The sequence below is a fragment of the Nocardiopsis sp. NPDC050513 genome (genome assembly GCF_044457925.1).
Lineage (GTDB): Bacteria > Actinomycetota > Actinomycetes > Streptosporangiales > Streptosporangiaceae > Nocardiopsis.
The window spans coordinates 398,206-424,057 of sequence record NZ_JBITHK010000002.1; the positions used below are offsets into that span (position 1 = coordinate 398,206).

The window sequence follows — 25,852 nt, forward strand, 5'->3', positions numbered from 1 at the left end:
CGGACATGCCGGTGGGGCGGGTGCACACCCGCCCCACCGGCTCACTCGTTGCTCCTCCCCTACCGCAGCCCCTGCCGCCCGTAGAAGGTGCGCCGTGCGGGGACGACCACCTGCTGGGCAGCCTTCTCCACGATCTGCTCCAGATCGGTGCTGGAGAACCGGACATGCTTGCCGAGCCTGCGATGCGGCACCCGCCGCAGCCGGACCCGCTCACGCAACCACGACTCCGGCACCGCCAACACCCGCGCCGCCTCCGGGATCGTCAACAACCGCTCCGGCACCACATCTTCGCGATCGTTGTTAGGCCGCTCGTCCTCGGCCATGAGCACCTCCCCCACGCTCGTCACGGACAGCGGTGCGGAACTGGCGCCGTTCCTCCTCCGAGGCGCCACCCCACACCCCGTACAGCTCACCGCGCTTCATTGCCTCGGCCAGACAGTTGACCTGGACCGGACACACCCGGCACACCCGCTTGGCCGCGCGCACCGACCCACCCTGGGGCGGGAACCACAGGTCCGGGTCCATCCCCCAACACGCGGCACGCGCCTGCCAGCCCCCGTCACGGGCATCGGGGCGTGTGGGGCCACCAAACCGCCCGTCCGCCCCCACCACACCGCCCCGGCCCGTGGGGCGCGGGTGCGGTGTCCCCGCCGCCACGTGGCCCACCAGCGGTGTCTGCCGATTCGCGTCCCCCATGTCCGCCCTTTCGTGATCCGTCCGGATCCGTCGGCGCTTTCCCTCTGACGACCTCCTAGGAAGACGGCCCCACCGCAGATGCGACACCCGACCTGCGAGCACGAGGTGGCGAACACGCGGCGCCGCCGGTGCTCGCCCGGCGAGCCGCGAAGCAGTTCACGGCAACCAAGAAAAAGCGGAGCGAGAAAAACGCGCGCCGCCATCGCTCTCACCTGCCTGCGCGATCTTGACCGCGTCAAGTTGTGCCATAGAGGTGCATCAATAAATGGAGGGTGTGGTGGACAAGAAAGGGTGGGAGGGGGCGGGTGGGTGGGAGTCGCAGGGGCGTCGCAGAGAGGGTGTGCGGAGGCGGGCCCGCCCCCGCACACCCCGGGCGCCGCGCGCCCTACGTGAAGAGGACTACCCACTTGGGTATACAGCCGGGGCGGCCGGCGGACCACCCCACAGCCCGCCCGACCTGCACTGAACACACCACCGAGGGTGGTCCACCCAAGGCAGGAGCCCCAGGCGGAGGCCACGGCGGACGCGGTAACGGCCCACTTACCGGCCCAGTCACAGGCGGAGTCACAGGCCCGCCAATGGAGTACCCCCCACGGCCACGACCACCCGTCAAGGCTTCACCGACCCTGCCAACCATCCCCTCCCTCTTCTCATCTCCACCGAACGCAGATCCGATTTTCCCGGCGGCCACAATCGGGAATCCCGACCCCTCTACCAGGACGAGGAATTGTCGTTATCCTCACAGGGATAAGCATTGGGGATATCGCACAGCTCCACCCGGTCACGGCAGTGGGCCAACCGCCAGATCGGCGCGCCCGCCCCTTCCACCGCCAGACGGTGCTGGGTGGTCAGGTACACCCCCACCGTGCCGGTGCAGGCGGAGGCGATCGTGCGCGCCGCGTTGTCCTCGCGCCGGTCGGAGTGGACTATGAACAGCACGATCGAGGGCAGCTTGCTGGCCTGGGCCAGGAGCGCATACCCCGGCATCTTCCGCTTGAGCTGGGTGAGGGGTTCGGTGCCGGTGTCGTACTCCACGAACGCGTCCAGGACCACCTCGCCCTCCTCCCATCGCACGAGGGCGTCCGGGCGGACGTAGCGTCCCCACCTCTCCTTACACTCGTGCTCCGACCTCCATCGGAGCAGATCAGCGCCCACCTCACGGGCGCTCTCGACGAACTCCGCGCGGGTCGCGGCCAGGCCGAGGATGTGGTCCAACCTTGGCGAGTGGGCCAACGCCAGAGCCCGGTCGGAGCGGAAGTTCAGCTCCTCGGGCTCCTTGCCCTGGTACAGGGCGACCAGCACCGCTCCGGTGGGGGACAGGATCCAGTGGTCGGGGGCGTTGCGGTCGTGGGCGTGGCGGCGGAACCGGTTGAGCAGCCCGTACCGGTACAGGGCCAGCAGCCGGGAGCGGGCCCGGCGAGGTCCGGCGTCGGGGAAGTAGATGCGGTGCAGGTGGTGGGTGGTCATCACCTGGTGCTCCCACAACCCGACCAGGATCTGCCGGTCCCGGTCGGTGATCCTCGGAGCCAACCGTGACAGTGTCTGCTCGTACTCGTTCACGCGCACCCTCCCAGGGGTCGTCGCCCTTCTCCGCCTTACGTCCCTCATAGGGAGACATAACCGGAGGCGAATGCGACACCGAGCGCCCGAATCTCCGCCCTCGGAGATTCAGGCGTGCGCGGGCGTTCCTGCGGTCACGCCCACCCATGAAGTAGGCGGGTGGTGCCGCTGAAGCGACACCACCCTCGCCCTGATCGGAACCGCTCAGCCAACCGTGTTGAGATAGGTCCGGACCACCGCGGCGAGATCGGCCAAGTCGTCCGGAGCCCGCTGCGGCGGAGCGGCCAACAGGTCACCCTCAGGAACGCGGGGAGGGGGAACCGGCGTCCGGATCTGGGACGGTGGAGGCATGTAGGGACGGACGAGCGCACCCCACTCCTCCTCAGGGTCGGTCTCGGGCGCTGCGTCGAGCTCCTCCACGTGGTCTCCGCGCTCCCAGTACGCAGCCACCTCTTCGACCGACGCCACCCGCCTCGCCAAGGGGCTCGGTTCGGGCACGGTCGCCGACACCGCCGAAACAGGCGGCTGCGGGCGTTCAGGCACCGGGGAGATCGCGGCCCTGGCCCGCTTGGGCGGGCCGGGGACGAACACGAACGTCAGCATCGCAGCCACCGTCGCTGTAGCAAGGGCCCAGAGCTGGCCCGCGAGGGTTCGGTGCCGCCTGCGGTGGCGGCCGGTAGCATGTTCCACGGTCATCCTCCTGCTTACTCAGGTGGTTGATCACGCCCCAGATCGGTGTTTGCCGCACCGGCCTGGGGCACCTCTTCTTTTCTTATTCATCAGCCCCAAAACGAGGCTGGCCCTATTCCGTGCGTACGAGGGGTGAGTGTCAATGGCCCCGAGGTCGCGCGCCCTCGGAACTGTGCTTCTCATCCGCAAACCCACACGAATAGACACAAGACACCACAATTCCTGAGGAATGGGTGTCCATCCTGGTCAGGGCTGGTCGATGGTCGCTTGGGTGGCGAGAACTTGCAACCCCTTCGGCTCAGAACAGTCACCAGGCACGGAGGTGAGGGCCGACTGACGCCATGGGAAAGCGGTGAACAATCCGATAGGCGGAAACATCCCGATTCGCGGAATGAGGGCTCCGCCCAGCGAACCCGGCGAAGGCCTTGACCTTGGCGACGATCGCGAAGAGCAGCGTCTTCTCGACGTCGAAGATCGGCTTACGCGCTACTCACACCCTGTGGCTGGAACGGAACTGACTCCGATCTACCGAGCACGTCGGTAACGTGGTCAAGGTGTTCCCGGGGGAAGAACAGGTGTGTGTCCCGGGTCCGCGCCGGTCCGCCGTAGACGTCCGGGACCACGGGGCGGATACAGAGCCAGGACGCCGCTCTGCCCCACTCGTTCATGGCGATGCTCAGTTCCCGGTCCGCCCCGAGGAGGGTGATCAGGTGCTCGGCAGGAGCCGGGGACAGCTTCAGCCAGACGCGGTCGGAGTAGAAGGCGCTCCAGCGCGGATCCCCCGGAGGCATCCCCGGGCCCGAGTCCCGGAGGGATTCGCCGAAGTTCTGGCAGCTGGCCTTGGTGTTCAGCCCAAGCGACCACAGGCGCAGGATCAACGGCACGAGGTCACGGTCGATCGGAACACGGACCCCGCTGGGCGTGCGCAGCAACCGGGTCTCGTGGGTCTGCAAGGGGACGCTCATGGTGGTTCCCGAAGGTGTCATGGTCATGTGTGACGGAGATCGCCCAGAGCCGGACGGCCGCGAGGTGATGGCGTCGCAGACCCACATAGGGGTCCGGCTGGATCAGCAACGTGGGGGCACCGCGCAAGGTCCGCTCCGCGGCCCAGTCGTAGTCCGGCGGCGCGAAGTCGTCGTCGATCCACGCGACGGGCTCGTCATCGAGCCAGTCGGCCACCGGGTCGCGCTTCCACAGGTAGCCGCGCGGGTGCGGGGTCGAGATGTCGGGCGCGCCCAGGTCGATGTGGGGGAAATCGGCCATGCCCACGTGCGGTGCGATCAGGCGGTTCGCTTCGGCTCCCCAACTCGTGGCCCAGCGCGGGCGGACCAGACCCATCGCGTGCAGGGCGTTGATCGTCGCTCCGTGGTGTGGGTTGAGCCAGACCGACACCTCGTGGTGGCCCCGAAGGTCGACTCGGTGGGGGTGGTACTCCGGTGGTACGGAACTGCCCGGTCCGGGGAAGGGGTTGAGGACTCCGTCGACGTCGATCAGCAGATACGGGGGGTTGCCTGCCATGGGTTCGCCCTCCAAGGCTCAGATGTTGAGCAGTCGTGCCGCGTCGTGGGTGTGGCGGCGTACCACGGTCGTGTAGGCGGGGTCGGCCGTCACGTCACCGATCCAGACCAGGGCCTGGGCGAGGAACCACTCCAGGACCCACACCCGGTGCCAGCCCAGCGCCCAGTCCTGCGGTGTGAGTCCCCCTCGGCGGGTGAGTGCGCTGGCGCTGCCTCCCGCCTGGACGTAGGACTCCAGGAGGGCTCGGGTTCGCTCGGGGTCGGGTGCGTGGACGGTGCCGTGCCAGGAGGCGAGGTCGAGCAGGCCCGGGCCGCGGAAGGCGCGGGCAAGGTCGTAGAGGTGGACTCGGTCGTCGCGGATGTGCAGGCTCTCGGGGTGGAACTCCGAGTGCACCCATCCGTAGGGGGCGGTCGTGGCGCCTTCGGCTCGTGGGGCGGCGGCGCGGTCGATGTCGCGTAGTGCCTCGGTGATGTCGTCGGTGTCGGACCAGCGGCCCTGGGCGTTGAGCAGGTTCAGGGTGCGTAGTGCCCGTCGGGGGAGGGAGGTCAGCCACGCGCCGTCGGCGGGGGGAAGGTGGGGTGGGACCGCCGCGGAGTGGAGTTGGACCGCCGCTGTGACGCCGTCGTCGTCTGTGGGCTGGCGGTCGGGTTCGCCCAGGTCCTGCATCAGCATCGCCAGGGTGGTTCCCGTGCGCTGGGATCGGAGGAGGCGGGGGACGCTGACGCCCGCCTGCCGGGCTGCGGTCAGTGCCTCGTGTTCGTGGGTGAAGGGTTCGGTGGCGCACTTGAAGATGACGGTGGTCCCGTCCGCCAGGGCCAGGCGCTCCACGTGTGAGAGTTCCCAGCTGTGCAGCGTTTGCGTCTCGACGAGGTTGCCGGTCATTCCGGCTGCGTTGAGTAGGTCATCGCGCATCCGGTCGATGTCGGTGTGGTGCACGTGTGACTCTCCTTGTGTCGGGGGCGGGGCCCTCCGCAGGCGGACGGAGGGCCCCTTTTCGATGGGGGGGTGGTCAGGCGTGCTCACCGTAGGAGCGAACGGTCGTGAGCCAGGCGTCGCGGAAGGTGTCCAACTCGTCGCGGAACCGGTTCATGTCGGTGCCGTAGGGGGCCACGACTCCGCCGCGCCGGTCGGGGGCGGACTGGCAGCCGTGCACCAGGCGTCCGCCCAGGGCGGCGTGGGCCTTGACGCCTTCGATGCGCCGGTACTCGTTGAACCAGGCGCCGTGGAAGACCTCGTCGAGCAGCTCAGTCGTGGGCTCGTCCAGGTCGTAGATGACCTGTGCGGTGTCGGCGAAGAACCAGGTGGGGCCGACGATACTGATGTGGCCGTCGTCCTCGACCTTGTTCAGCGCGGTGAAAGTGGAGACCTCCACGAGCATCCGCAGGTGGTCCGCGGTGACGCCGTCGATGCCCAGCGAGTCCAGGTGCTCCTCGCGGAAGAGGTGGCTGTAGACCTGCCAGGCGATGGCCAGGACCTCGGCCGGGTCGTGGGTGATGCGCGCGTTCTGGGCGAAGTACTCCAGGGCGATCTGCTCGATGGCCGACTCGCAGGTCTCCTCGACCGGGAGGAGCTCGGTGGCGACCTGGTCCCAGTCGATCACGCGCCAGGTGTCGGACTCCAGCCGGAAGAAGTACTCCTGGGGGTTGATGGTGATCGTGTCGCCCTCGACCGACATCCCGGTGATGCGGTTCCACCGGGAGTCGAAACGGTGATCGGGGATGGTCAGGGTCATCGGGGCCAGCGTGACGGACATGGAGCGGGTTCCTTTCTCAAAGTTCTCTGACGAAGGGGTGGTGAAGTGGCACGACGGCCAGGTCTGCGGTGCGAAGACGCTGTCTGTAGGCACCGCCCTTCAGGCTCCGTTGTGACGTGCCACCGTGACCGGACGACAGCCGAGGTTCAGGGGCCGTTGTCCAGGGCTGGGGGATCGGAGGTGCCGAGGCACGCACCGTTGTTGCCAGACCGATTGGTGCCGGAGGTCTCGGCCATAGCGGAATCGATGTCCTGACGAAGGAAGCGGCGGTGTCCGCCCGGGGTTCGGAAGGCCGGGATCTTGCCCTGGTTCGCCCACCGGGTCACCGTTGTGGGGCTCACGCGGAAGAGCGTGGCGACTGCGGCTGGGGTCAAGGTCTGCCTGGTCTCTGGCATGAGGCGGGTTCCTGACGAGGAGCCACGTTCGGCCATAGACTTCCCATCACTGTTCGATCGGGACATGGTCCGGCCCTTTCACCGCGGTGCCCTGCGGGAGATGACGGCCCAGACGGTGAGCGGCGAGCCCTGGACGCCCAGGAACCCACAGCGTCGGCTGAGTCGCTCCACCAGGGCGAGGCCGCGCCCGTGTTCCAGACCGGCGTCGACCTCGTTCACGTGGGGAACGGTGGGAGGTGCTCCGTACCGGGGCCCGGCGTCCGTGACAGCGAGACGGATCACGTTGTTGCCGAGGCAGGCCAGTGTGACCGTGAAGTGGCCACCCTGGCCTGAGGCCGAATGTTCCAAGGCGTTGGTCACCAACTCGGAGAGCAGCAACTCAAGGACATCGGCGTCCTCTCGCGGGAGACCGGTGACCGACCGCGCCCAACAGCGAGCCACACTGACCTGCGACGGGGCGTGCCCGAACCTCGCGGCGTGACGCCGACCGGCCTCCCCCAGCTGGGGCATCGAGGAGTAGCCGGGTACGCGACGCGGCAGCATTGGTGACGCCTCATCACCCGCCCGTTTGCTCCATTTCGTTCTTTCTATAACGTTCACCCGCGTTACGGCCGTCATGCGCGCCTCGATCACCTGAGTCGTAGGGCTGTTCCCTTCGTCCTTGCACCTTCGATCGAACCCTGAAGCCAATGACAAGTCACCGGGTGCGCGGACATGGTTTCTATGCCACTGACACCACCCCTGAACTGCTGTTTTGCCAGGGAGACATGCCTTCTTATGTCCGTGTGGGACGCACCTGTGGCGATGACCCGGTTGCGGCCTTCGCTGATTCGGGCAATCTGGATAGCGAGCCCGAGGAGAGCCGCATGAAGTGGACGAAAGCCCAGCTTCGGAAACTGCGCGATCAGATGCGCGAGCAGGGCCGCACCAACGACGAGATCGCCGACGAGATCCGCATCCGCTACGGATGCTCACCGCTGGCGGCCTATCGCCACATGCACGGATGGAGCCAGGCCGAAGCGACCGAGCGCTACCGCGATTCCGCCGCTGGCCTGCCCTTGGACCAGGCGGGCCTCAGTCGGCTGGAACTCTGGCCGGAAGTGGGTGGGCGGGCGCCGCAAGCAGCCCAAGTCGTTGCGTTGGCAACGCTGTACGGCACCTCTCCCCGAAGGCTGCTGACCCCTGAGGGGTTCGACAAACTCAGCGAACACGAGCGAAACGTCCTGAAAAGGGTGGGAAGTCAGCTCGACTCACCCAGGATCCCCCAGAACGACCTTCACCAGACGCACTCCCCCGTCAACGGTGAGATCAGATCACTACCTCCGGAAAGGCAGATCGACATGGCCGCGAAACGCGCGATGAGGTTCGGAGCGATGGCGGAGGGGACGAACGTGGGGGTGGAGACCATCCAGGAACTCTTCGATGAGGTGTCCAGGCTCGCGAGTGCCTACCCCCGCTCCCCACTCCACGAGGTCCTGGGTGATCTGATCGAGGCCCAGGATGTGGCGTTCATGTTGTTGGAGGGACGGCAGCGCCCCAACCAAACCAGGGACCTGTACCTGCTCAGCGGCCTGTTGAGCATGATGCTCGCCAAGGCGAGCCATGACCTCGGCGATCCGCACGCCGCGATGAAACAGGCCCGAACCGCGTTCATCTGCGCCGACAACGCCGACCACGACGGGCTGCGGATCCGGGTACGCACCCAGCAGAGCCTGATGGCGTACTGGGCGGGATGGCCCACAGAGGCCGCCCGGTATGCCGAGCTGGCGCGTGGCCTGGCGACCGAGCACACCGGCACAGCCGCTATCTGGCTCATGTCCCAGAGCGCCCGCACGTGGGCGTCACTGGGCAACGGGGAGCGGGCGCTCAACGACCTACAGGAAGCCACCGCCCTGCGCGAGAGGCTGGGCACGGACGACCTGGACGAACTCGGCGGACTCATGCGCTTCGCGCACTGCCGCCAGCTCTACTACGGAGCTGAGACACAGATCTGGATCCCCGGACGTGAGGAACAGGCCCAGCAGGTCGCACGGGAAGCCGTTCAGCTCTACGAGGCCGCAGCCGCTGCGGGATCAGATGACTGGGCCTACCAGGACGAGGCCGGAGCTCGTGCCGACCTCGGCTACGCTCGAGCATCCCTGGGCGAGATCGAGGGCACCACGGAAGCTCTCCGGCCGGTCCTGGACCTGCCCGCCTCGAAGCGGGTCGCCGGCGTGGTGAACAGCGTCATGCGCGTGCACGGCGCTCTCCGCGGCCCGGACTACACGGGAAGCAGGACCGTCTCCCGGATCCGACAGGAGATCGAGGCCTACAGCAGGACTCCCGTCTCGGTACTGACCTCGGGCCGCTAACCTGCCAGGCATGCGCCCAGTCGAATTCTCCAGTGACAGGCTCACCCTCCGCGAACTGCGCCCCACCGACGTCGACGACCTGCTCCGTGTCTACGGCGACCCGGAAGCCGTCCGGCACCTGTCGTTCACACCGCGCACGAGGGAGCAGTGCGCCGCCATCATCGAGGCCGCGGTCGCCGACGCCGAACAGGAGGACAGGAGCGTGTACATGCTCGCTGTCGCGCACGAGGACCGTCTGGTCGGCAGCGCCCGCCTGGGAGTGGACGAGCGCCCCCACAGCGCGCAGATCGGGTTCGCCCTCCGGTCCGACATGTGGGGGCAGGGGTTGGGCGACGAGCTCGTCGGACTTCTGTTCCGTCTCGGCTTCGAGGATCTGGGGCTCAAACGGATTTGGGGTGCGCGTTCGCCGGAGAACCATGCCTCCGAGCGCGTCATGCTCAGGGCCGGGATGGTGGAGGAAGGACGGATCCGTCGGCACTTGTGGACCCGGGACGCCTGGCGCGACTCCATCGTCCACTCGATCCTGGACGACGAATGGGCTCCGAACTCACCGACACGCAAGGTATAGGTCGCCCTGGAGCCACTGCCCCGGATCGAGTGACGGGAGGCGATCCCGGCACACCCCAGGACTTCCACCACACCAAGCCCGAGACACTACGCCGCGTGCGGCGTGAAGTACGGACGTTCCACCTGGTCGGCGATAGTGAACTCCTCGAAGGTGACGTCGGTCAGGACGCGGAAGAGGCACTCCGAGGCGGACATCGGCAAGCGCTGCCAAGAGCTGGCCTCGGTCCGCGCCACCACCGGCCAGTCCTCCGGCGGCACCTCGGCGTCGGCGGCCCAGTAGAACTCGATGGCTGTCACCGACATAGCCCAGGGAATCAGGCCCTGTCCACCCGGACGGTAGAGACCGTACGGGTTGAAGCTGTCCCGCGTGAACGGATATTTTTCCAGTGTTCGCCACAGCGACGCCAGATTATCCACTATCTGCGAGTCGGCGCCCCCCGGCGCACCGTACACATGCAGATACTCGCTGAACTCCCCCACCCCGAAACACCGGCAGAGCTCCTTTTAGTCGGCGGGAAGCGCCGTGCCCAGGCGCGACTCAATCACGTCCCACGCGATGTCGACGTCTATCGACCGCCACTCGACGGCGTCGGCGATCCTGCTGACCCACGACACGGCACCTCCCTGAGAGCGCCGTTCAGGATACGCGAAAGATCAGTCCTCAAAACCTTCGATTCGATACTCAATATCCGGCCACCCGAAGTGTTCACGGTAGGGAAGACTTTGCCTGGAATCGACCAGGAAGCTAAGCATCTTCTCAACTCCCCACGGGAAGAAGTAGCAGTCCCGGTAATCTGTCACCACTACTTTCCAATTGTTAGGCTGGCCACCCACATACCAACACATCGACATGTCTGAATCCGTGTCGGCCCACTCGATAAGACTGTCGATCGAAATGGAATTCACACCTTGTGGAATTGCCCAAGGAAAAGAATTCTCTCGATCCACACTGACCTCGGGAAACCCTAGACCCAGGAAGTGATCCTGGAGTTCTCGAATCCGCGAGAGAACACCCTCTGGCGAGTTCACTAGAATCATCCCCGAGAACTCAAAGCCACCATGAGAATTCATGAGATTCTTGTAGTCATCCGGAAATCCGCTCCCCAGTTCACTCTCCAGGGAATTCCAGTCAATATTTCTCTCGGTCGACATTCTCCACTCCCCAGTAGAACTCCCAGTTTTCAGGCGATCTGTACCTGACATTATCGCAGTGGCCACCCGGAAGCACAACAGGATGCCGAACATTGGGGATACAGACGTCTACGTACATTCCCCGACTGCCAGCAGCTTCGATGTGGTAGAAATCGGGCATCGATTCTTGCTCTGTGAGATACACGGGCGTGTTCATGTATACGACAATCTCACCAGACCTTACCGAATCTACCAGCATGTTCTCATACTTCACCATGGCTTCATTGGTGTTGCGATGACAGGTAGAAAGATTTTCCCTGATCCTTCCATTGCCCCCAGCCTGCCTAGGGATGTAATGGCACCTGTTGAAGGGATACTTGTTGTTCAGGTTCTTATCCCTACTCTGACCATACCGAGGCCACCCCTCTGGCCGGATCGAACTATCTGCCGCAGAGCCTCCTTCGAGGCCTTCAGCGTTGCAGTAAAGCGCAAGCCCTCCGTTTGAACGCACCCCCCTAGGGCCACTCAAAGGGGCATAGATTTTTCTGTTCCTCTGACAATCATACTCAAGATCGTCAAAGTCGACTGGGCCGCCAGTTGCGGGAGACGTGTTGAACGCCCACATCAAGTCGAAATCCCACTTTAGGCCAAAGTAGGAATCATTGACTTCAACCGAGTCTTCGTATGTGAGTTCCTTGACCGAACGGGTGAACGAGTCGTCGACGAACTGATCGTACTCAGAGTCCGTGACCTCTTCGGTGACCGGGCGTTCGTGCTCAGTCGCGAGGATTGCTGCCAGGATCACGCGCCACGGTGGTGGAGGTGGCGGCAAGGGAACCGGAGGCGTCTTTTCGGAACCTCCACCCCAATACCAGCCCTTGCCGGAAACTCCCACAGGCCAGTTGTAGACAGGGTCATTGTAACCTGGCCCTTTATTCACGGAAAGTCGACCCGGATACTTCGAATAGAAAGGCAGCTTTCCGCGGCCAGGTTTCGGATAACACGTCTTCACGCAGACGTCATCTGCTGCCGTTGTGCCCGGTGTAGCGATGACGATCGCACCTGCAAGACCAACAACGAACGCGGCGCTCGCGCTCGCGGCAGCCGCAGCACGAATTGCCGCAGCACGTGCCGCACGCCGCGCTGCACGTTCCGCCTCTCTTGCGACGTACCTCTCCATCTCTCTGATGCCCTGGGAGATGTACTCCCGACTGGGAAGAAGATCAGGCCAGTGCCCGCTCGGGTCCACGGCGGTCAGCGGAGTGCCGTTGCCGTAGGTGTACCGGTTGGCCTGGATGGACGGGGTCGGGTTCAGGGTCCAGCTGTCCCTGGAGGAGAACCCACCGGTCGTCGGGTCGTACCAGCGGGCGTGCATGTTCACCCGTCCGGTGTCCGGGTCGGTGTACTCCCCCTGGTAGCCGAGCGACCCCGTGGACCCCGCCTGATCGGTGACCTCACCGAAGGGCGTGTAGGTACGCGATCCCGTGACCGTCCCGGTGGTCGGATCCACGGCCGCGATCACGTCACCGTGCGCGTCAGTGATGGTGACCATGGCGCCCGTGCCGTCAGCGGCAGTCGTGGCCAACGGCGCGCCGCCGAGGTCGCGGGCGATGAGCTCACCGGCGACGTAGACCGCGTTGTTGCTCTGGTCGGCGTAGCGCACGCTCTGGCCACCGCGTTGGATGAGCCGGTTCAGGGCGTCGTAGACGTAGCCGACCTCACCGTCGCTGATCATGCGTCCACGGGCGTCGTAGGTGAACGCCGTGGTGGTGTCGTCGGACTCCGTGGTCTGGGCCAGGGTCCCTCTGGCGGTCCAGGTGTAGTCGGTCCCCGCAGCCGTGATGAGGCGGTTGCGCTCGTCGTAGGTCGCGCTGTCCCCACCGGCGGAGGTGCGGTTGCCTGAAGCGTCCCAGGTGTAGTCGGTGACCGTGTCGTCCGGAGCGGTCCAGCTGGTCAGACGACCCGCCTGGTCGTAGGTGTAGGTGTTCTCTCCTGCTCCGGCGACACCCGTAGTGGTCTTGCCGGTGAGCCTGCTGGCGTCGTCGTAGGAGTAGGCGACCGAGACGACCGGCACCGGCCCGGGAGCGACGGTGGAGTCACTGGTCAGGCGACCCTGGGCGTCGTAGCCGAACGAACGCTCCACGGCCGTGTTTCCGTAGACGATGCTGTCCAGACGGCTGGCACTGTCATAGGAGTACTGATGATTGATGCCGGTGAGCGGGTCGACGGCACTGGACAGACGCCCTGCGGTGTCGTAACTGAAGGTGGTGGTGCCCGCCGCGTCGTCCCGCCGGGTGAGTCGGCCGTCCGCGTCGTAGGCGAACGAGGCGGTACCGGACACGCCGTCGGCGGTGAGGATCTGTCCCCGGTCGTTGTAGGTGTAGGTGTTACCGCCCACCGCCGTGGGCCGTCCGGCCAGGTCGTAGCCGAAGCTGTCGGTTTGGGTGGTCGCTTCGGCGCCGCTGCCGCTGACCTCGGTGATCCGTCCCAGCGCGTCGTAGCTGGTGCTCTGGACGACACCGCCGGGCTTGTGCTCCTCCACCGGCTGCCCGTCCGCGTCGTAGACGGTGGTCCAGGTGCGGTCGGCCAGGTCCGGGTGGGCGTCGGTGGACGATTCGACCACCGATTCCAGCAGGCCGTGCGCGGTGAAGGTGTACCACGTGGTGTTGCCCCGCCCGTCGGTGAGGCGGGTCCGGTTGCCCCCGGCGTCGTAGCCGAAGGTCGTGGTGATGGACGTGGTGTCGTCGACCGGTTCGGTGAGAGTGGTGACCCGGCCGATCGGATCGTACGCCCTGGTGGTGGTGTGGCCCAGGGCGTCGGTGACCGCGACGGGTCGCGAGTCGGCGTCGTAGCCGCTGCTCGTGGTCGCCAGGGCGGCCCCGGAAGCGTCCTCGACGGTGGTGTCGGTGGGACGTCCCGCCAAATCGTAGGAGGTGCGGACGGTGGTGCCCGCAGGGTCGGTGACGGCAGTGGTCAGGCCGGTGGGGCCGTAGTCGTAGGTGGTGCTCTGTCCGGCCGCGTTGGTCTGTGTGACGGGTTGGCCGGAGGCGTTGCGGTCGGTGGAGGTCGTGACGCCGGAGGGGGTGGTGGTCGAGGTGAGGTTTCCGACGTCGTCGTAGGTGTAGGCGGTGGTGTGGGCGGCGGGTGTGGGCTGGCGTTCGATCTCGGTCAGGGTGATCTGACGGCCGAGGTCGTCGTAGGTGGCCTCCGTGCGCGCACCAGTGGGGCCGGTCACCGAGAGCTGCTCACCCAGGAGGTCGTGGGTGAGAGTGGTGACCGGTGCGGTCGCACCCGCCTCGGCCGGGGGTTCGGTGATGCGGGCCAGGTTGCCGAGCTGGTCGTAGGCGTACGTGGTGGTGCCGCCCAGCGGATCGGTCTCGGAGGAGATCCGTCCCGCGCTGTCGTAGGTGGTAGAGACGGTGGGCGTCAGTGCGGTGCTGGAACCGGCGGGGGTGTAGTCGGGCAGGATCGTGCTGACCGGACGCCCCACGCCGTCATAAGAGGTGTGAACAGTGTTTCCGCGTTCGTCCTGTTCGTGGGTGAGCTCGCCGAAGGCGTTGTACCCGAAGGTCGTGGTGGGTCGTGCTGTGACCGCGTCGGTGTTCCATTCCTCGACGGTGACGGCCGGGCTGCGGCTGGTGGTGAGGTTGCCCAGGACGTCGTAGGTGTGGTCGGTGGTGGCTCCGCCCGGGGTGGTTTCGGAGAGCACCAGGCCGCGCTGTTCCACCACGCGGGTGGTGGTGAGGTCCTCTGTGCCGTTCTCGACGGTGCGGCTGGTCCAGGCTCCGGTGGCGTCGCGCTGGTAGGTGACCTTCTCGGTGCGGGTGCCCCCGGATCCGGTGAGGGTTTCGGTGAGGACCGCGCCGGTGGCGTCGTAGGTGTAGGCGGTGCGGCGGGCCAGCCCGTCCGGGTCGAGGACGGTGGCGGTGGTCAGACCGGCGGCGTCGATCTCGTAGGCCGAGGTGGCCGTGCCGTTGCCGGTGGTTTCGCGGGTCAGGTTGCCCGCGGCGTCGTAGGTGTAGAAGCCCAGGACGATGTCGCGGGTGGAACCGTCCTGTTCCCGGAAGCCGACGCGAGTCTCCTGGGCGAGCAGGCCGTCGTCGTAGTAGGTGTACCGGGTGGTCCGGCCCATCGCGTCGGTGTGTTCGGCCAGGCGGCCCACGGGATCGTAGGCGTAGGAGTCCAGGACGACGTCGGTGGCGGTCTGCGGGTTGTCGGGGTGGCCGGTGTAATCGGTCAGGACCACCTCGGCCAGGTCACCACCGGGGGTGTAGGAGTAGCGGAGGACCTCACTGCCCGCCGTCGTGCGGGTGGCCTGGTTGCCGTAGGCGTCGTAGGTGTAGGTCTCCTTCTGGTCCTCGGCGTCGGTGGTCGAGGCGAGTCGGCCGTGGTCGTCGTAGGTGTGGGTGGTGGTACGGGGTTCGTCGACGCCTTCGAGGTCGGTGACGGTCTCGGTCAGGACCCGGCCGTCGGCGTCGTAGGTGTAGGTGGTCGAGACCTGGTGGGCGGCTCCGGTGACGGCGTTGGTGGTGGCCGGTCCGGTCGTGGAGAGGAGGCGGGAGGCACCGTCGTAGGTGTGAGTGGTGGTGATGCCGCCCGGGTGGTCGTCCGTGACGACGGTGCTGGAGGTCTCCCGGCCGAGGGCGTCGTAGGTGTGGGAGGTGACCAGGCCGTTCGGGGTCGTCACCTGCGCCAGGTCGCCGGTGGCGTAGTAGGTGTAGGAGGTGGTGCCGCCCTTGGCGTCGGTGGCGGTGAGCAGGAGTCCGGCCGGGACGGTGCCGCCGTCGACCGCGGCCTCGGTGCCGTCGGTGAAGGTCTGGGTGGTCGACCGGCCCTCGGGGAAGGCACTGGTGGCCGGGGTGGTGGTGGCGACCCGGTCGCCGTGGGAGTTGTAGCCGTAGGTGGTCAGGTACGTGTCGTCGGTCGACCCGTTGGATCGGGCCTCGCGTTCGGCGATCAGCTGGTCGTTGCGCGGGTCCAGCGGATCGTCGGTGTTGAGGAAGTAGTCGTAGTAGCTGGTGGAGCAGGACTGTTCGTCGGCCGCGTCACGGCAGGTGGACTGGGAGACTTTGTTGCCGCGCTCGTCGTGACCGGTCCGGGTCACGGTGCCGTCCGGGGCGGTGGTGGCGGCGAGGAAGCCGCCGGTGTCGTAGGCGAAGGCGGCGGTGTTGCCGGACACGTCCGTCTGTGAGAGCAGGCGGTGGCCGTTGAGCGGGTCGTAGGTGTAGCTGGAGTCGCGGTCGTCGGGGTCGGTGACGGTCACCGTGACCGTCGGGTCATCGGCGGTCGCCTCCTGCTCCTCGCTCTCCTCCGCGACACCGGTCAGGGTGTGGTCGGAGACCTGGTAGGTCGCGCCGCCCGAGTCTGTGTACTCGCTGACGCGGTCATGGACGGCGTCGTGGGCCAGCTGCACCTGGGTGCGTCCGCTCGGGAGGGTGGTCTCCGTCAGCTTCTGGGAGAGCGTGCCCGCCGCGTGGTGTTCGGCTACGGTCTGGGCGCCCAGGGGGCGGCCGTAGACGGCGATCTCGTCGATGTCGCCGGAGAAGTAGGAGATGTCGCCGCTGGCGGTGGGCCAGTCGGTCCAGTAACCGGCACCGGCGTAGACGTAGCGCTGGTCGTCCTGGGAGATCTGCCCCTCGGCGGTGCCGACCCGGGCACCGTCCAGGTACAGCGACTGGGTGCTGCCCGCCGCGGTGAGGGCGGCGTGGTGCCACTGCCCGTCGTTGACGGCACCGGTGGAGGTGATGGGGGCGGTGGTGCCGTTGGCGAACTGCCCTCGCAGCTTGCCGTCAGTGCCGACGTAGAGGGCGGGTGTGTGCGAACCGGGGGTCGCCTCGTCCAGGGTGTGGTCCTGGTAGCTGAACAGCACCCCGTCGCCGGTGGTGCGGAACCACAGTTCGACCGTCAGGTAGGGGGTCTGGGTGACGAGCCAGTCCGACAGCCGCACGTGGGAGGAGGTGCCGTTGAAGGTCGCCGCGGTCTCGGGGCTGCCCTGCAACGCCCCCGTAGTGCCGAGTTGGACGTCCTGGTAGGTACCGGTGTGCTGGTCGTCGTCCAGGAGCAGGTCGCTGGTGGCGTCACCGGAGCCCTCGTCCTCGCCGAGTCGCCAGTAGGCGACCGGCCCCGCGTCGTGGACGACGGTGCGGTAGTGGGAGCCGTCGGTGTAGGTGTAGCTGGTGCAGGAGCCGTCGGCGTCCTCGGGCCCGCAGACCTGAGTGAGCCGGTCGCCGTCGTAGGTGTAGGTCCACATCAGCGGTTGGGCGCCGCTTTCGGGGGCGTCCGTGGTGACGGTGCTGACCCGATCGCCGTCCCAGGTGAAGTGCAGGCTGCGGCCGCCGGGGTTGCTGACGTCGGCCAACGTGCCGCCAGCGGCGTAGTCGAAGGACTGCGCGCGCCCGCGGAAGTCGGTGACCTCGATGATCCGACCGTCGGAGTCGAAGACGTAGGAGGTCTGGTTCCTGTCGCTCAGGCGCCATCCGCCCTCGGTCGTGGCGGTGAGGGTCGCGAAGCTGCCGAACGGGGGCGCGTAGGTGCCGTCGGGGTTCTGTCCGAACCGGACCTGCTGGCCGTGCGGGTAGGTGACGACGACGTTTCCGGTTCCGTCGCCGTCGGGCTCTACGCGCATGTCGAACCGGGTGCTCCAGCCGGAACCGAAGATGTTGTCGGTACGCGGGTCACGGCTGTTGTAGGTGCGGGTGATGGACAGTGCCGGTCCGACGGCGGAGATCTCGGCGTCGGTGGCGGTGGTGGTGTAGTTGCCGATCAGCGGGTCGACGTCGCGTCCCGCGCCACTGAGGCCGACACCGCCCAGGTGGCGGGTGATCGCGGGCTGTTCGACGGCGGTGACGACGGGGAAGTACGGGCTGGCCGGGCTCGTCTGGGTTCCCTCCCGGGTCTGCACCCGCCAGTGGAACTGCTGACCCCAGGCCAGGGTGTCCGCGGGAACGCCCCAGGTACGGGCGTCCTGCCATCCGGAGTCGACGCAGTCGGTGGGGTCGCCGGAGGTGTCGGTGTCGGCGCAGACCTCGAACCAGTACTCCAGGGTGGCACCAGCGGGCCAGTCGTCGATGCTCTCGGCGTCGGCGAAGAGGGTCGGGGTGAGGCTGCCGACCTGGCCGCCCGGGCGGGGGTAGACGTCGTTGATCCGGGGACCGACGTCCTGTGAGGTGACGCCGGCCGCGGAGACGGGCACGCTCTGGTCTGAGAGCCAGGTCTGGTCGCGCAGCCTCTGCATGTCGAAGTTGAGGATGTACTCGCCCGGAGGCAGCGAGGGGACGCGGGCGTCGAGGGTGGCCGAGTCGCCGGGGGTGAGCCGTTCGTTCAGTCGGGTGAAGGCGACCGCCTCCAGGAGTTCTCCGGTGTCCTTGTCCCGGACACGGGTGCCCAGCCGTAGTTCGTTCCAGCCCTGGGGTTCCCAGTCGAAGGCACCGAGGTTGGTGACGGTCACGTCGACCTCGCCGCCCTGGCCGCCGGTCACCGGTTCGGTCAGGGAGCCGACGTCGTAGGAGGCGCCCCACGCGCTGTGGGTGATAGCCAGGTAGGGCGGGTTGGCGGACTGTCGGCTGCCGAAGCGCTTCCAGGTGTAGCTGGAGTCGAAGTCGGCCTGGATTGACAGGCCGTGGTTGGCCTCGGATCCGTCGACCCATCCCTGGACCAGGTCGACGCCGTTCTTGCCGAGGTCGATGGTCTCCCATTCCGAACCGCCGCAGGTCTCGCCGTGGGCGAAGGACTCCGCAGCGACGGCCGAGCTGTCGGCGGAGGGCCGGTTGTTCCAGGTGACCGTGGTCGCCGACCACGACTCGGTGACTTGGTGGACACGGACCTCGCGCGGGTCGCACTGGGCCGACCAGTGGTTGAACAGCACGAGATCGGCGTTGAGGATGAACCGGTTGTCCAGCTGACTGGTGACATCGCTGAACTTCAGGTAGCTGATGGCCCTGCTGGAGCCACCGTTGTAGCTGCCGACCTTGAGTTCGTCGTCGCCGCTGTAGTTGGTGGTGGGCCAGTCGTCCTGGACGTAGGAGTCCCCGTTGGTGTCGATGTCGGCCACACTCGGGTCCACCTGGACGGGGTAGACGCGGTCGGGGTCGTCGAGCCAGGCGTCATCGAGGACGACGATGAGGGACCACTGGCCGCTGTTCTCCTCCAACCGGTAGGCGACGTCACCGGAGACGGCGGGTCCACCGGTTTCGGGGTCCTGGGAGGAGTCCTCCATCCACCCGGTGGGGATGACCGCCTGCTCCTGCCCGTCGGCGTCCCGGAAGACGACGGCTCCCTGGTCGTCCAGTTCCGGGGTCAGGCCGTTGAGTTCGAGGGGGAAGACCCACTCCCGGGGAGCGTCGGGCGAGTGCAGGATGATGGTCTCCTTGACCATCCCGGGCCCGGCCTGGAGTGTCAGGTCCGCGTCGGGCCGGACATCCTCGTAGTGGACGGTGTCGTCCTGGACGCTTCCGACGACGTCGGAGGCGCCGTCCACACCGAACGTGACACTGTGCTCGCCGTCCTCGCTCACGCCGAGCGCGACCAGATCCGGGGAGTCCCCCTCGGAGGAGACAGTGAGGTCGGTCTCCTCCGCCGCCATGGCCAGGCGCGTCCCGTCGCCGCTGCTCAGGTTCTGCGCGCCGCTGGCCTCAGCATCGGGGACCAGTGTTGTGTCGATCTCCTGCCAGGTACCGTCCTCGTCCCGGAAGTGCACCGGTTCGGGGTAGACCTGCGTGGTGGTGGTGCCGTCGGGGTTCTCGAACTCCTTGCTCCAGCGTGTCCGCTGCTCCGGCAGTTCCACGCTGAGTTCCGGGTCGAAGCCCGAGCCCTCGGTTGCGGTGGAGGTGTCGGACTGCTGTGTGAACTCCTGCGGCTCGATCTCCGGCTCGATCGGAGCGAACGGCGCCGCGTCCCCTGCCAGCGGTAGAGCATCCTCGTCGACAGCGAGGTCTCCCGCGTCGACGCTGTTGGGTCCGGTGGCGTCGGTCTGTTCGGTGGACACCTCGTGCTCACGCCCTGAGGCGCTTCCGCTGAGTTGTTCGGGACCCTCTGGGGTTTCGGCGGGAACGGGCGCCACGGCCGCGTTCTGAGCCAGAGCTGGCTGTGGCACCAGGCTGAGCACCAAGGAAAGAGCCACGGCACTGGTCAGCCACGGCGTCCAGGTCCGCTTGTCCAAGATTCCGCCACGGCGCGACGCGTGCACGAGGCTCCCTCGCTCGAAAACCAACAGCAACGAGTCGGCCTCATGAAGTGACGAGGCCGACTCGATAGAACCCGGACACCGTAGAACAAAATTAATGAATGTTGAGTAACTCGTTGATAACGAGAGGAAAGTAACAAAAAGATATAAATATCTACAAACCTCGTGATCAACGCGAGACGCAAGGTGGTTATGGTTCCGCCGTTCACCCGATTCGGCTGAAGGGGACCGATGAAGCGCAAGGGCTCTCAGCTGCCCACCTCGACGAAGTGGCTCGCAGCCGCAGCAGGGCTACTCCTGCTCGGTGGCGTGGGCACCTACGCCCTCGTCGCGGGCACCAGCGATCCCCGCGCGGAGTCCTTCGATTTCAACGGTGACGGGTTTCCCGACCTGGCCGTCGGGCTTCCCGGAGACACCCTGGGCGGCGACCCGAACGCGGGATCGGTCGCCGTCGCGACGGGCAGCGTCACCCGGCTCATCGGAACCAGCTATCTCCTCAATCAGGACTCAGCGGGAGTCGCGGGCGCACCGGAGGAGGGCGACAGTTTCGGCCAGGCGTTGACCAGCGGAGACTTCGACGCCGACGGGTACGCGGACCTCGCGGTCGGCGCCCCCTTCGAGGCCGTCGGAGAGACCGAGGGGGCTGGCTACGTCACCATCCAGTACGGCAGCGGTTCGGGACTCATCAACGACCGCAGCCAGTCCGTCCACGAGGACAGCGCGGGCATACCCGGGACTGTGGTCAAGGACGAGATCTTCGGATACTCCCTGGCCACCGGAGACCTCAACAGCGACGGATACGACGACCTCGCCATCGGACAACCGCTCGACTCCGCGAACGGGAAACCGAACGCCGGCACAGTCCGCGTCATCTTCGGGTCGGTCTCCGGACTCGACATGAGCACGACGATCTCGATCGACCAGCTGACCGCGAACGTTCCCGGCGTCCCGGAGTCCGACGACCGGTTCGGTGAGCAGATCGCCATCGGCGACATCGACGGAGACGGCAAGGACGACCTGGTGTCCGGGACGATCGGCGAGCAGATCTCCCGGAGTTCGGACCGTGGATCCATCCACGTGCTGCTGGGACCCTTCACGGATGCTCCGGCCGGCTGGGACACCATCAACTCCGCCGATGTCGACGGCATCGGCGAGTTCTCCGGAAGTGCCCTGGCCCTCGGCAACTTCAATGACGACCCCTACCTCGACGTCGCGGTCGGAGTCTCCGACCAGAAGGTCGGTGAGGACGGCGCGGCCGGAAGGCTGGCGGTGTTCCACACGAGCGCCGACGGCCTCTCCCCTGCCAATGTCGAACTCATCGACCAGGACACGCCCGGGGTTGCGGGTGGCCCGGAGCCGGAGGACTACTTCGCCGCGGACCTGGCGGCGGGTGATGTCGACGGAGACGAGATCGACGACCTGGTGGTGGGGATGCGCAGTGAGGCCATCGGCAGCGCGACCGGCTCAGGAGCGGCCTTGGTCCTGTTCGGAAATGCCACCGGCGGTCTCGCGGCCGCTGACTCGGTGTGGATCGACCAGGATGTCACCGGAGTTCCCGGTGTCGTCGCTGAGGACGACCACTTCGGGTGGACCGTCGGCGTGCTCGACATGAACGGGGACGGGCTCGCGGAGCCCCTCATCGGGGCACCGGGGAACAGCCATGGCACAGTCACACTGCTGGAGATGGAACGGGGCTCCATGCTCTCCGCAACGGCTTACTCCCAAGCCGATCTCGAACTCGAAGCGGGATCTGGTGAGGACGCCTTCGGTATCGCCCTGCCCAAGTAGGAGAGAGACACTACCCCAATTCCCCCATGGCATTTGCTTCGCCACCGAAATGGGTTTCGGGTGTCCGCCGTCGGGAACGTCACTGGGAAGTTGGGACACCACGTTGTGGCTCAGGTGTTCCGGAACCCCGGGGTTCCCGGTGGTCTTCCGAGTTCTCGGACGGCAGGACGCCCTTTGATCGAATCGGAGCAATTCGGGGCTTACGACGACGAAACACACTCCTCCCCGAAGAATTCTCAGTCATTGGCCGTAACGGGGCCCGTCGTGCGCCCCGAAGGGACACGCCTTCCCACCGAACGCGGCACAACGCCTCATAACCGAGCGGCTGCCTCCCCTCATTTCCTGCGGATTCTCGTGCATTCGCGGTTCAGTCCACATGGTGACCGCAACTGAAGTCCCACCAGTCACCCCCAGAGCAGACAGGGCCCTGACCAGCGCAAATGAGCGACGTTCAGAGCCGTCCGCGTGCGCGGACATGCACCGGCGAGTGCACAGGGATCAGGATCCGGCCGTTGGGCGTGCTCATGACACCCCGCTGACCATGACAAACGTGGGTGCCGACGCGAGATTGGCCCGAATACACCACACAACCCCGGATCACCATCCAGGGCGGCTCCTCGCCGCCCCGGGCTGCTCGGCCGACTGGCGTGACGAAACCAGTCGGCAGCCGCATCCGGACACACCGATCCTGTCTGGTTCAAAGTTCGTTACGATACCGCGCACCCCGAAGGCAAACCGGGGCATGGCTCATATTTCCTCGCCGAAAGGACTGCATGCAGACCCCCCGAAGGCGTATGGCCGCTATTCTCGGTCTGACCGTGGCGGTCTCACTCGGAACCGCCAGTGTGGCGGCGGCCCTGGTCACAGACAACATGTTCCCCACGGCCAATACCGCCAACGACTGTTACGACCAGGATCCGGAAGACTTCGGTAACGCGGCATGCCGCACCGACAACGCCAACACCTACTACTACATGGACAGCGCAGGAGCGTACGAGCTGGAAAGTCCCGACCGCAACGCCGTCTACCAGGCCATGGGCTATGACTACGCCCCCACCGACCTGTACATCGTCTACGACGACACCCCCACGTTCTCCGGGACCGGGGAGACCGACATCATCTACCAGGAGGGCCGGGTCGACACGATGCCGCCCAACGTCCTGGGCGTCACGTGGTGCAACGACGCGGCCGGTCCCATCAGCGACGAGTGCGACCAGCAGTACGTGCGGATCCGGGGCAACGGCACCTACGACCGGGGCTTGGCCTGCCACGAGACCGGTCACGCGGTGGGCCTCCAGCACGGATACCTGTCCTCCCCGCGGCTGTCCAACTCCGACTCCCGATTGGGGTGTCTGGTGACCGAGCCCAGCGACGGAGCGCCCCTGGGCTCGCACAACCGCGACATGATCAACGCCACGTACTAGCAAGGAGGACCCCTTCATGACCGACATCGGCAAGCGCGCGTGGGCGTTCACCGCTGCGGGCGTGGGCGTGACCGCCGCTGCGGCCACGGTCGGTTTCACTACCCTGGCCTCTGGGCCCGACCCCGACGAACTACCCCTCACCAACGCCAGTGCTTCCTATCGCAGACCGGGGGCCACAGCCCAGGACTGGGTGACCTACGCCGACCACGTGATCCTGGCACGCGCCGTGGACCAGGAGGTCCAGGAGCCGACGCCGATCGAGGTCGAACGCGGGGAGGGGATGGTCGGTCGCACCGTCACCCTGGAGGTACGGCGGGTTCTGTGGTCAGCGCCCGACCCGGCACAGCCTGCCCCCGAGGTCTACGAGTACCCCACATGAGGATTCGTGTTCTCCGGCGGTGTGGACGAGATGAGGCCGGTCGGCACACAGGATGAGCCGCGTGTGGAGGTGGGGCACGACTACGTCATCGCGATCGACTGGGAGGAGGCACGCTGCACGCCGGGCGATGAACCCCAACCGGCGATGTGGATGGGGCTGGACAACAACTCGGTGGTTCCGGCGGACGACGGTGTGGTCGGCAACGGTGAGAGCGGGGGACGTGTGTCCTCGGCGCAGGATCGCCGTAACTCACCCGAGCCGCTGTTGCGAGGCGAGGGGACCTTCGAGGGCCGGATGACCGGCTACACGGTCGGGTCGCTGGCCCGTGAGTTGGCCCAGGCCGAGCCGCACGCGAATCCGAGGAACTATGACGATCCGCCCCACGCTTCGACGCTGGCGCAGGAGTCGCCTCCTGAGGGTGAGATGGACGAGGCTCTACCCGAGGGCGTGACCCCGCAGGATCTGGTCGAGGCCACGCCGGAGGACACCTCGTGCGCTGAGTAGAGCCGGACTTCCCACCCACCAGCGTCTGTCACGTACATGGTCCCACCGCCCCGAACACGCGTCCGAGGCCCAGTGACAGAGCCGTTGTGGCGCACCCATGGGGGTGCACGAAATACCCCATGGACGTGCACCCTCCGGGTGCACACTCCCCAGCGGAACGCGGGGCAACGCGGCACAACTGAGCAGCCACCTCCCCCTCTACCTGCGAATTCTCGCGTTTTCCCAGGTCAGGACACTTGTCGACCCCAGTTCAAGTCCCGCCCCTCACCCCAGGAGCGCAAGCCCCTGAACTGGGAAAACACAAAGCAATCGAGGAGACCTCCAACCTCGGGGCGCACCAGCGCCTCCTCGTAGACACAGCAGCGGTTCGCTCACGAGTTCAGCGGTGCAGGGCCTCGCGGGCGAACGCCACACCCCGCTTTGTCGGCGCGGAACCCCGGCCGAACGAGCCCCTCGTCCACCCTCCCAGGGTGTCCAGCACCGCCCACGCCTCATAGGCGGCGTCACGAGCCGCCATGGGATCCACCGGCCTACCCTCGCCGACACGCCACCCCATCACGGTCAAGATGTCTGCGACGTCCCCGAGCACGTCCCGGCTCCCCTCGGCCACGAGTAGGAACATCAGCAGGCACCCCCACCGCTCAACCTCAGCGCGGGGTGTGGGCGGCATGCGCTCTGCGAGGTGGTCCCAGAGCGCCCGGGGGTTATCGCGCACCGCCTGACCCGCCTTGGTGAGCAGGATCTGTCCCTTGGACTTGCGCAGCAGGCCCGCCTTCTGCGCGGATTCGCGCAGGTTCAGGACCGGGAGGGTCTGACTCTCGCGGTTGGAACTGCCGATCCACCTTCCTTCCAGCCCCAGGGGTTCTACGGCTTCTCGCACGCTGGTAGGGGGCAGGTATCCGGCGCCGGTGAGTTTGACCCCGTCGTCACCGACGTGCTCCAGCAGCCACAAGTACGGCTTCACCGCCTCCTTGACGGTGGCCGGCCCCAGCTCGTCCCCGTCTCGCGCGGAGGCCTTGGCCGCCAAGACCATCAGGCGGGCGCGCAACATCTGGTTGGGCACGGACTCCAGCAGGTCAGTGATCGGTCCGGGAAGGTGGTCGGGCAGCGGCCCGGACACCGCCGCCAACGCCGTATTGACTTCGTCGATGTCGAACGGGACCGGTGCGCGGTCCGGGTCGGGTTTCTGCCCGTAGAACCGCTGGTACTCGGCGAGCGCTTCGGCGTGGTGCGGGTGCTCGGGGTCGGTGGCGGCGCTGACGAACTCGTACCCGGGCGCGCCTCCGCAGTCCTCGGGCGGAGCAGCCCGCTTACCCGCGGTGCACCTCGCTCTCGGCGCACTCTCTTGGCGGGGAAGGACGGCCTGGAGGGTGAGCAGGTGATCCCAGTCGTCACCGAAGTCGTACAGGTAGGACAGCCGGTCCCCCTTCTCGACCAGGACCTCGTCAAGCCGCACCTGTTCCTCGGGGAGCCCGGGTTTGCCTTCCTGGGCCTCGAACGGGCACAGGTACAGCTCGGCCTCCCTGCTGTAGTAGGAGCCCCCGCTGGCGAACCCGTGCAGGTGGTAGTCCTCCCAGCCGAACGCGGCCTGGAGGATCGTGTGCACCTCGTTGAGGAACAGGTCCGAGTCCAGCTCCAACCTGCGCCACACCGGTGGCTTCGTGCCACTGATCTCCACCCGCACCCGATAGGTTGCTGTCTCCTCCCGGCGGGGACGGCGCCGGGACGGACGCGGCCTCTCCTCGAAGTAGCCGAGCCCGAACGGTGAGCCGTTTCCAGCACCGGATGCGGCGGCACGCAGCAGGTTCTCGAAACCTTCCGGAAGCGGGAGGTCGCCGTGATCGCTCATGGGGGCAAAATACCGTCTCCCCGTCCTCGGCGCGCGGCGAACGGGGCCGCCCTCGGACCAGGCCGG

At 66.8% G+C, this 25,852-nt stretch carries 20 protein-coding genes; 6 read left to right on the plus strand and 14 right to left on the minus strand.

The window, feature by feature from the left end; all coding sequences use genetic code 11:
• Positions 1–59 precede the first annotated feature (59 nt).
• From ACIBFB_RS04380 to ACIBFB_RS04425, 10 genes are all read right to left on the minus strand, one after another.
• Positions 60–323 (minus strand): helix-turn-helix domain-containing protein, encoded by a 264-nt coding sequence (locus ACIBFB_RS04380; protein ID WP_397226074.1) that lies wholly within the window; start codon positions 321–323, stop codon positions 60–62.
• Complete coding sequence (locus tag ACIBFB_RS04385; protein ID WP_397226076.1) at positions 301–696, minus strand: WhiB family transcriptional regulator; 396 nt, start codon at positions 694–696, stop codon at positions 301–303. Before ACIBFB_RS04385 ends, ACIBFB_RS04380 begins: the two co-directional genes overlap by 23 nt.
• 711 nt (positions 697–1,407) lie before the next feature.
• Complete coding sequence (locus ACIBFB_RS04390; RefSeq protein ID WP_397226078.1) at positions 1,408–2,256, minus strand: replication-relaxation family protein; 849 nt, start codon at positions 2,254–2,256, stop codon at positions 1,408–1,410.
• Between the two features lie 204 nt (positions 2,257–2,460).
• Positions 2,461–2,859 carry a hypothetical protein gene (locus tag ACIBFB_RS04395; protein WP_397226080.1) on the minus strand — a complete coding sequence of 133 codons (399 nt, stop codon included), beginning with the start codon at positions 2,857–2,859 and terminating at the stop codon, positions 2,461–2,463.
• 566 nt (positions 2,860–3,425) lie between these two features.
• Entirely contained in the window at positions 3,426–3,911 is a 486-nt protein-coding gene (locus ACIBFB_RS04400) for a hypothetical protein (RefSeq protein WP_397226082.1), read from the minus strand.
• Positions 3,835–4,464, minus strand: coding sequence for a hypothetical protein (locus ACIBFB_RS04405; RefSeq protein ID WP_397226083.1), 630 nt, complete (start codon positions 4,462–4,464; stop codon positions 3,835–3,837). The genes ACIBFB_RS04400 and ACIBFB_RS04405 overlap by 77 nt, the downstream gene beginning before the upstream one ends.
• A gap of 18 nt (positions 4,465–4,482) precedes the next feature.
• Positions 4,483–5,400, minus strand: a complete 918-nt coding sequence (locus ACIBFB_RS04410) for a hypothetical protein (RefSeq protein ID WP_397226085.1) — start codon at positions 5,398–5,400, stop codon at positions 4,483–4,485.
• Between the two features lie 73 nt (positions 5,401–5,473).
• Complete coding sequence (locus ACIBFB_RS04415; protein ID WP_397226087.1) at positions 5,474–6,217, minus strand: hypothetical protein; 744 nt, start codon at positions 6,215–6,217, stop codon at positions 5,474–5,476.
• 146 nt (positions 6,218–6,363) lie between these two features.
• A complete protein-coding gene (locus ACIBFB_RS04420; protein WP_397226089.1) occupies positions 6,364–6,612 on the minus strand; it encodes a BldC family transcriptional regulator in 249 nt (82 codons plus the stop codon).
• 78 nt (positions 6,613–6,690) lie between these two features.
• On the minus strand, positions 6,691–7,230 hold the full coding sequence (locus tag ACIBFB_RS04425) for an ATP-binding protein (RefSeq protein WP_397226435.1): 540 nt from the start codon (positions 7,228–7,230) through the stop codon (positions 6,691–6,693).
• A gap of 149 nt (positions 7,231–7,379) precedes the next feature.
• Here ACIBFB_RS04425 and ACIBFB_RS04430 point away from each other — a divergent pair, with 149 nt between their 5' ends.
• Positions 7,380–8,963 carry a hypothetical protein gene (locus ACIBFB_RS04430; RefSeq protein WP_397226091.1) on the plus strand — a complete coding sequence of 528 codons (1,584 nt, stop codon included), beginning with the start codon at positions 7,380–7,382 and terminating at the stop codon, positions 8,961–8,963.
• A 10-nt stretch (positions 8,964–8,973) separates the two neighbouring features.
• Entirely contained in the window at positions 8,974–9,531 is a 558-nt protein-coding gene (locus tag ACIBFB_RS04435; RefSeq protein ID WP_397226093.1) for a GNAT family N-acetyltransferase, read from the plus strand.
• 86 nt (positions 9,532–9,617) lie between these two features.
• Here the strand turns inward: ACIBFB_RS04435 and ACIBFB_RS04440 are convergent, their stop codons facing one another.
• From ACIBFB_RS04440 to ACIBFB_RS04450, 3 genes are all read right to left on the minus strand, one after another.
• Positions 9,618–10,010: an SMI1/KNR4 family protein gene (locus ACIBFB_RS04440; protein WP_397226095.1), complete on the minus strand. Its 393-nt coding sequence runs from the start codon at positions 10,008–10,010 to the stop codon at positions 9,618–9,620.
• A 174-nt stretch (positions 10,011–10,184) separates the two neighbouring features.
• Entirely contained in the window at positions 10,185–10,682 is a 498-nt protein-coding gene (locus tag ACIBFB_RS04445; RefSeq protein WP_397226097.1) for an SMI1/KNR4 family protein, read from the minus strand.
• Positions 10,660–19,644, minus strand: a complete 8,985-nt coding sequence (locus ACIBFB_RS04450; RefSeq protein ID WP_397226099.1) for a DNRLRE domain-containing protein — start codon at positions 19,642–19,644, stop codon at positions 10,660–10,662. Before ACIBFB_RS04450 ends, ACIBFB_RS04445 begins: the two co-directional genes overlap by 23 nt.
• 429 nt (positions 19,645–20,073) lie before the next feature.
• Between ACIBFB_RS04450 and ACIBFB_RS04455 the strand changes: the two genes are divergently transcribed.
• From ACIBFB_RS04455 to ACIBFB_RS04470, 4 genes are all read left to right on the plus strand, one after another.
• Entirely contained in the window at positions 20,074–21,630 is a 1,557-nt protein-coding gene (locus tag ACIBFB_RS04455) for a hypothetical protein (RefSeq protein ID WP_397226101.1), read from the plus strand.
• A gap of 794 nt (positions 21,631–22,424) precedes the next feature.
• Positions 22,425–23,054 (plus strand): hypothetical protein, encoded by a 630-nt coding sequence (locus ACIBFB_RS04460; RefSeq protein WP_397226103.1) that lies wholly within the window; start codon positions 22,425–22,427, stop codon positions 23,052–23,054.
• 16 nt (positions 23,055–23,070) lie between these two features.
• On the plus strand, positions 23,071–23,433 hold the full coding sequence (locus ACIBFB_RS04465) for a hypothetical protein (protein WP_397226105.1): 363 nt from the start codon (positions 23,071–23,073) through the stop codon (positions 23,431–23,433).
• A gap of 63 nt (positions 23,434–23,496) precedes the next feature.
• Entirely contained in the window at positions 23,497–23,937 is a 441-nt protein-coding gene (locus ACIBFB_RS04470; RefSeq protein WP_397226107.1) for a hypothetical protein, read from the plus strand.
• Positions 23,938–24,316: 379 nt separating this feature from the next.
• Here ACIBFB_RS04470 and ACIBFB_RS04475 read toward each other — a convergent pair whose 3' ends face one another.
• Positions 24,317–25,786: a plasmid pRiA4b ORF-3 family protein gene (locus ACIBFB_RS04475; protein WP_397226109.1), complete on the minus strand. Its 1,470-nt coding sequence runs from the start codon at positions 25,784–25,786 to the stop codon at positions 24,317–24,319.
• Positions 25,787–25,852: the final 66 nt, after the last annotated feature.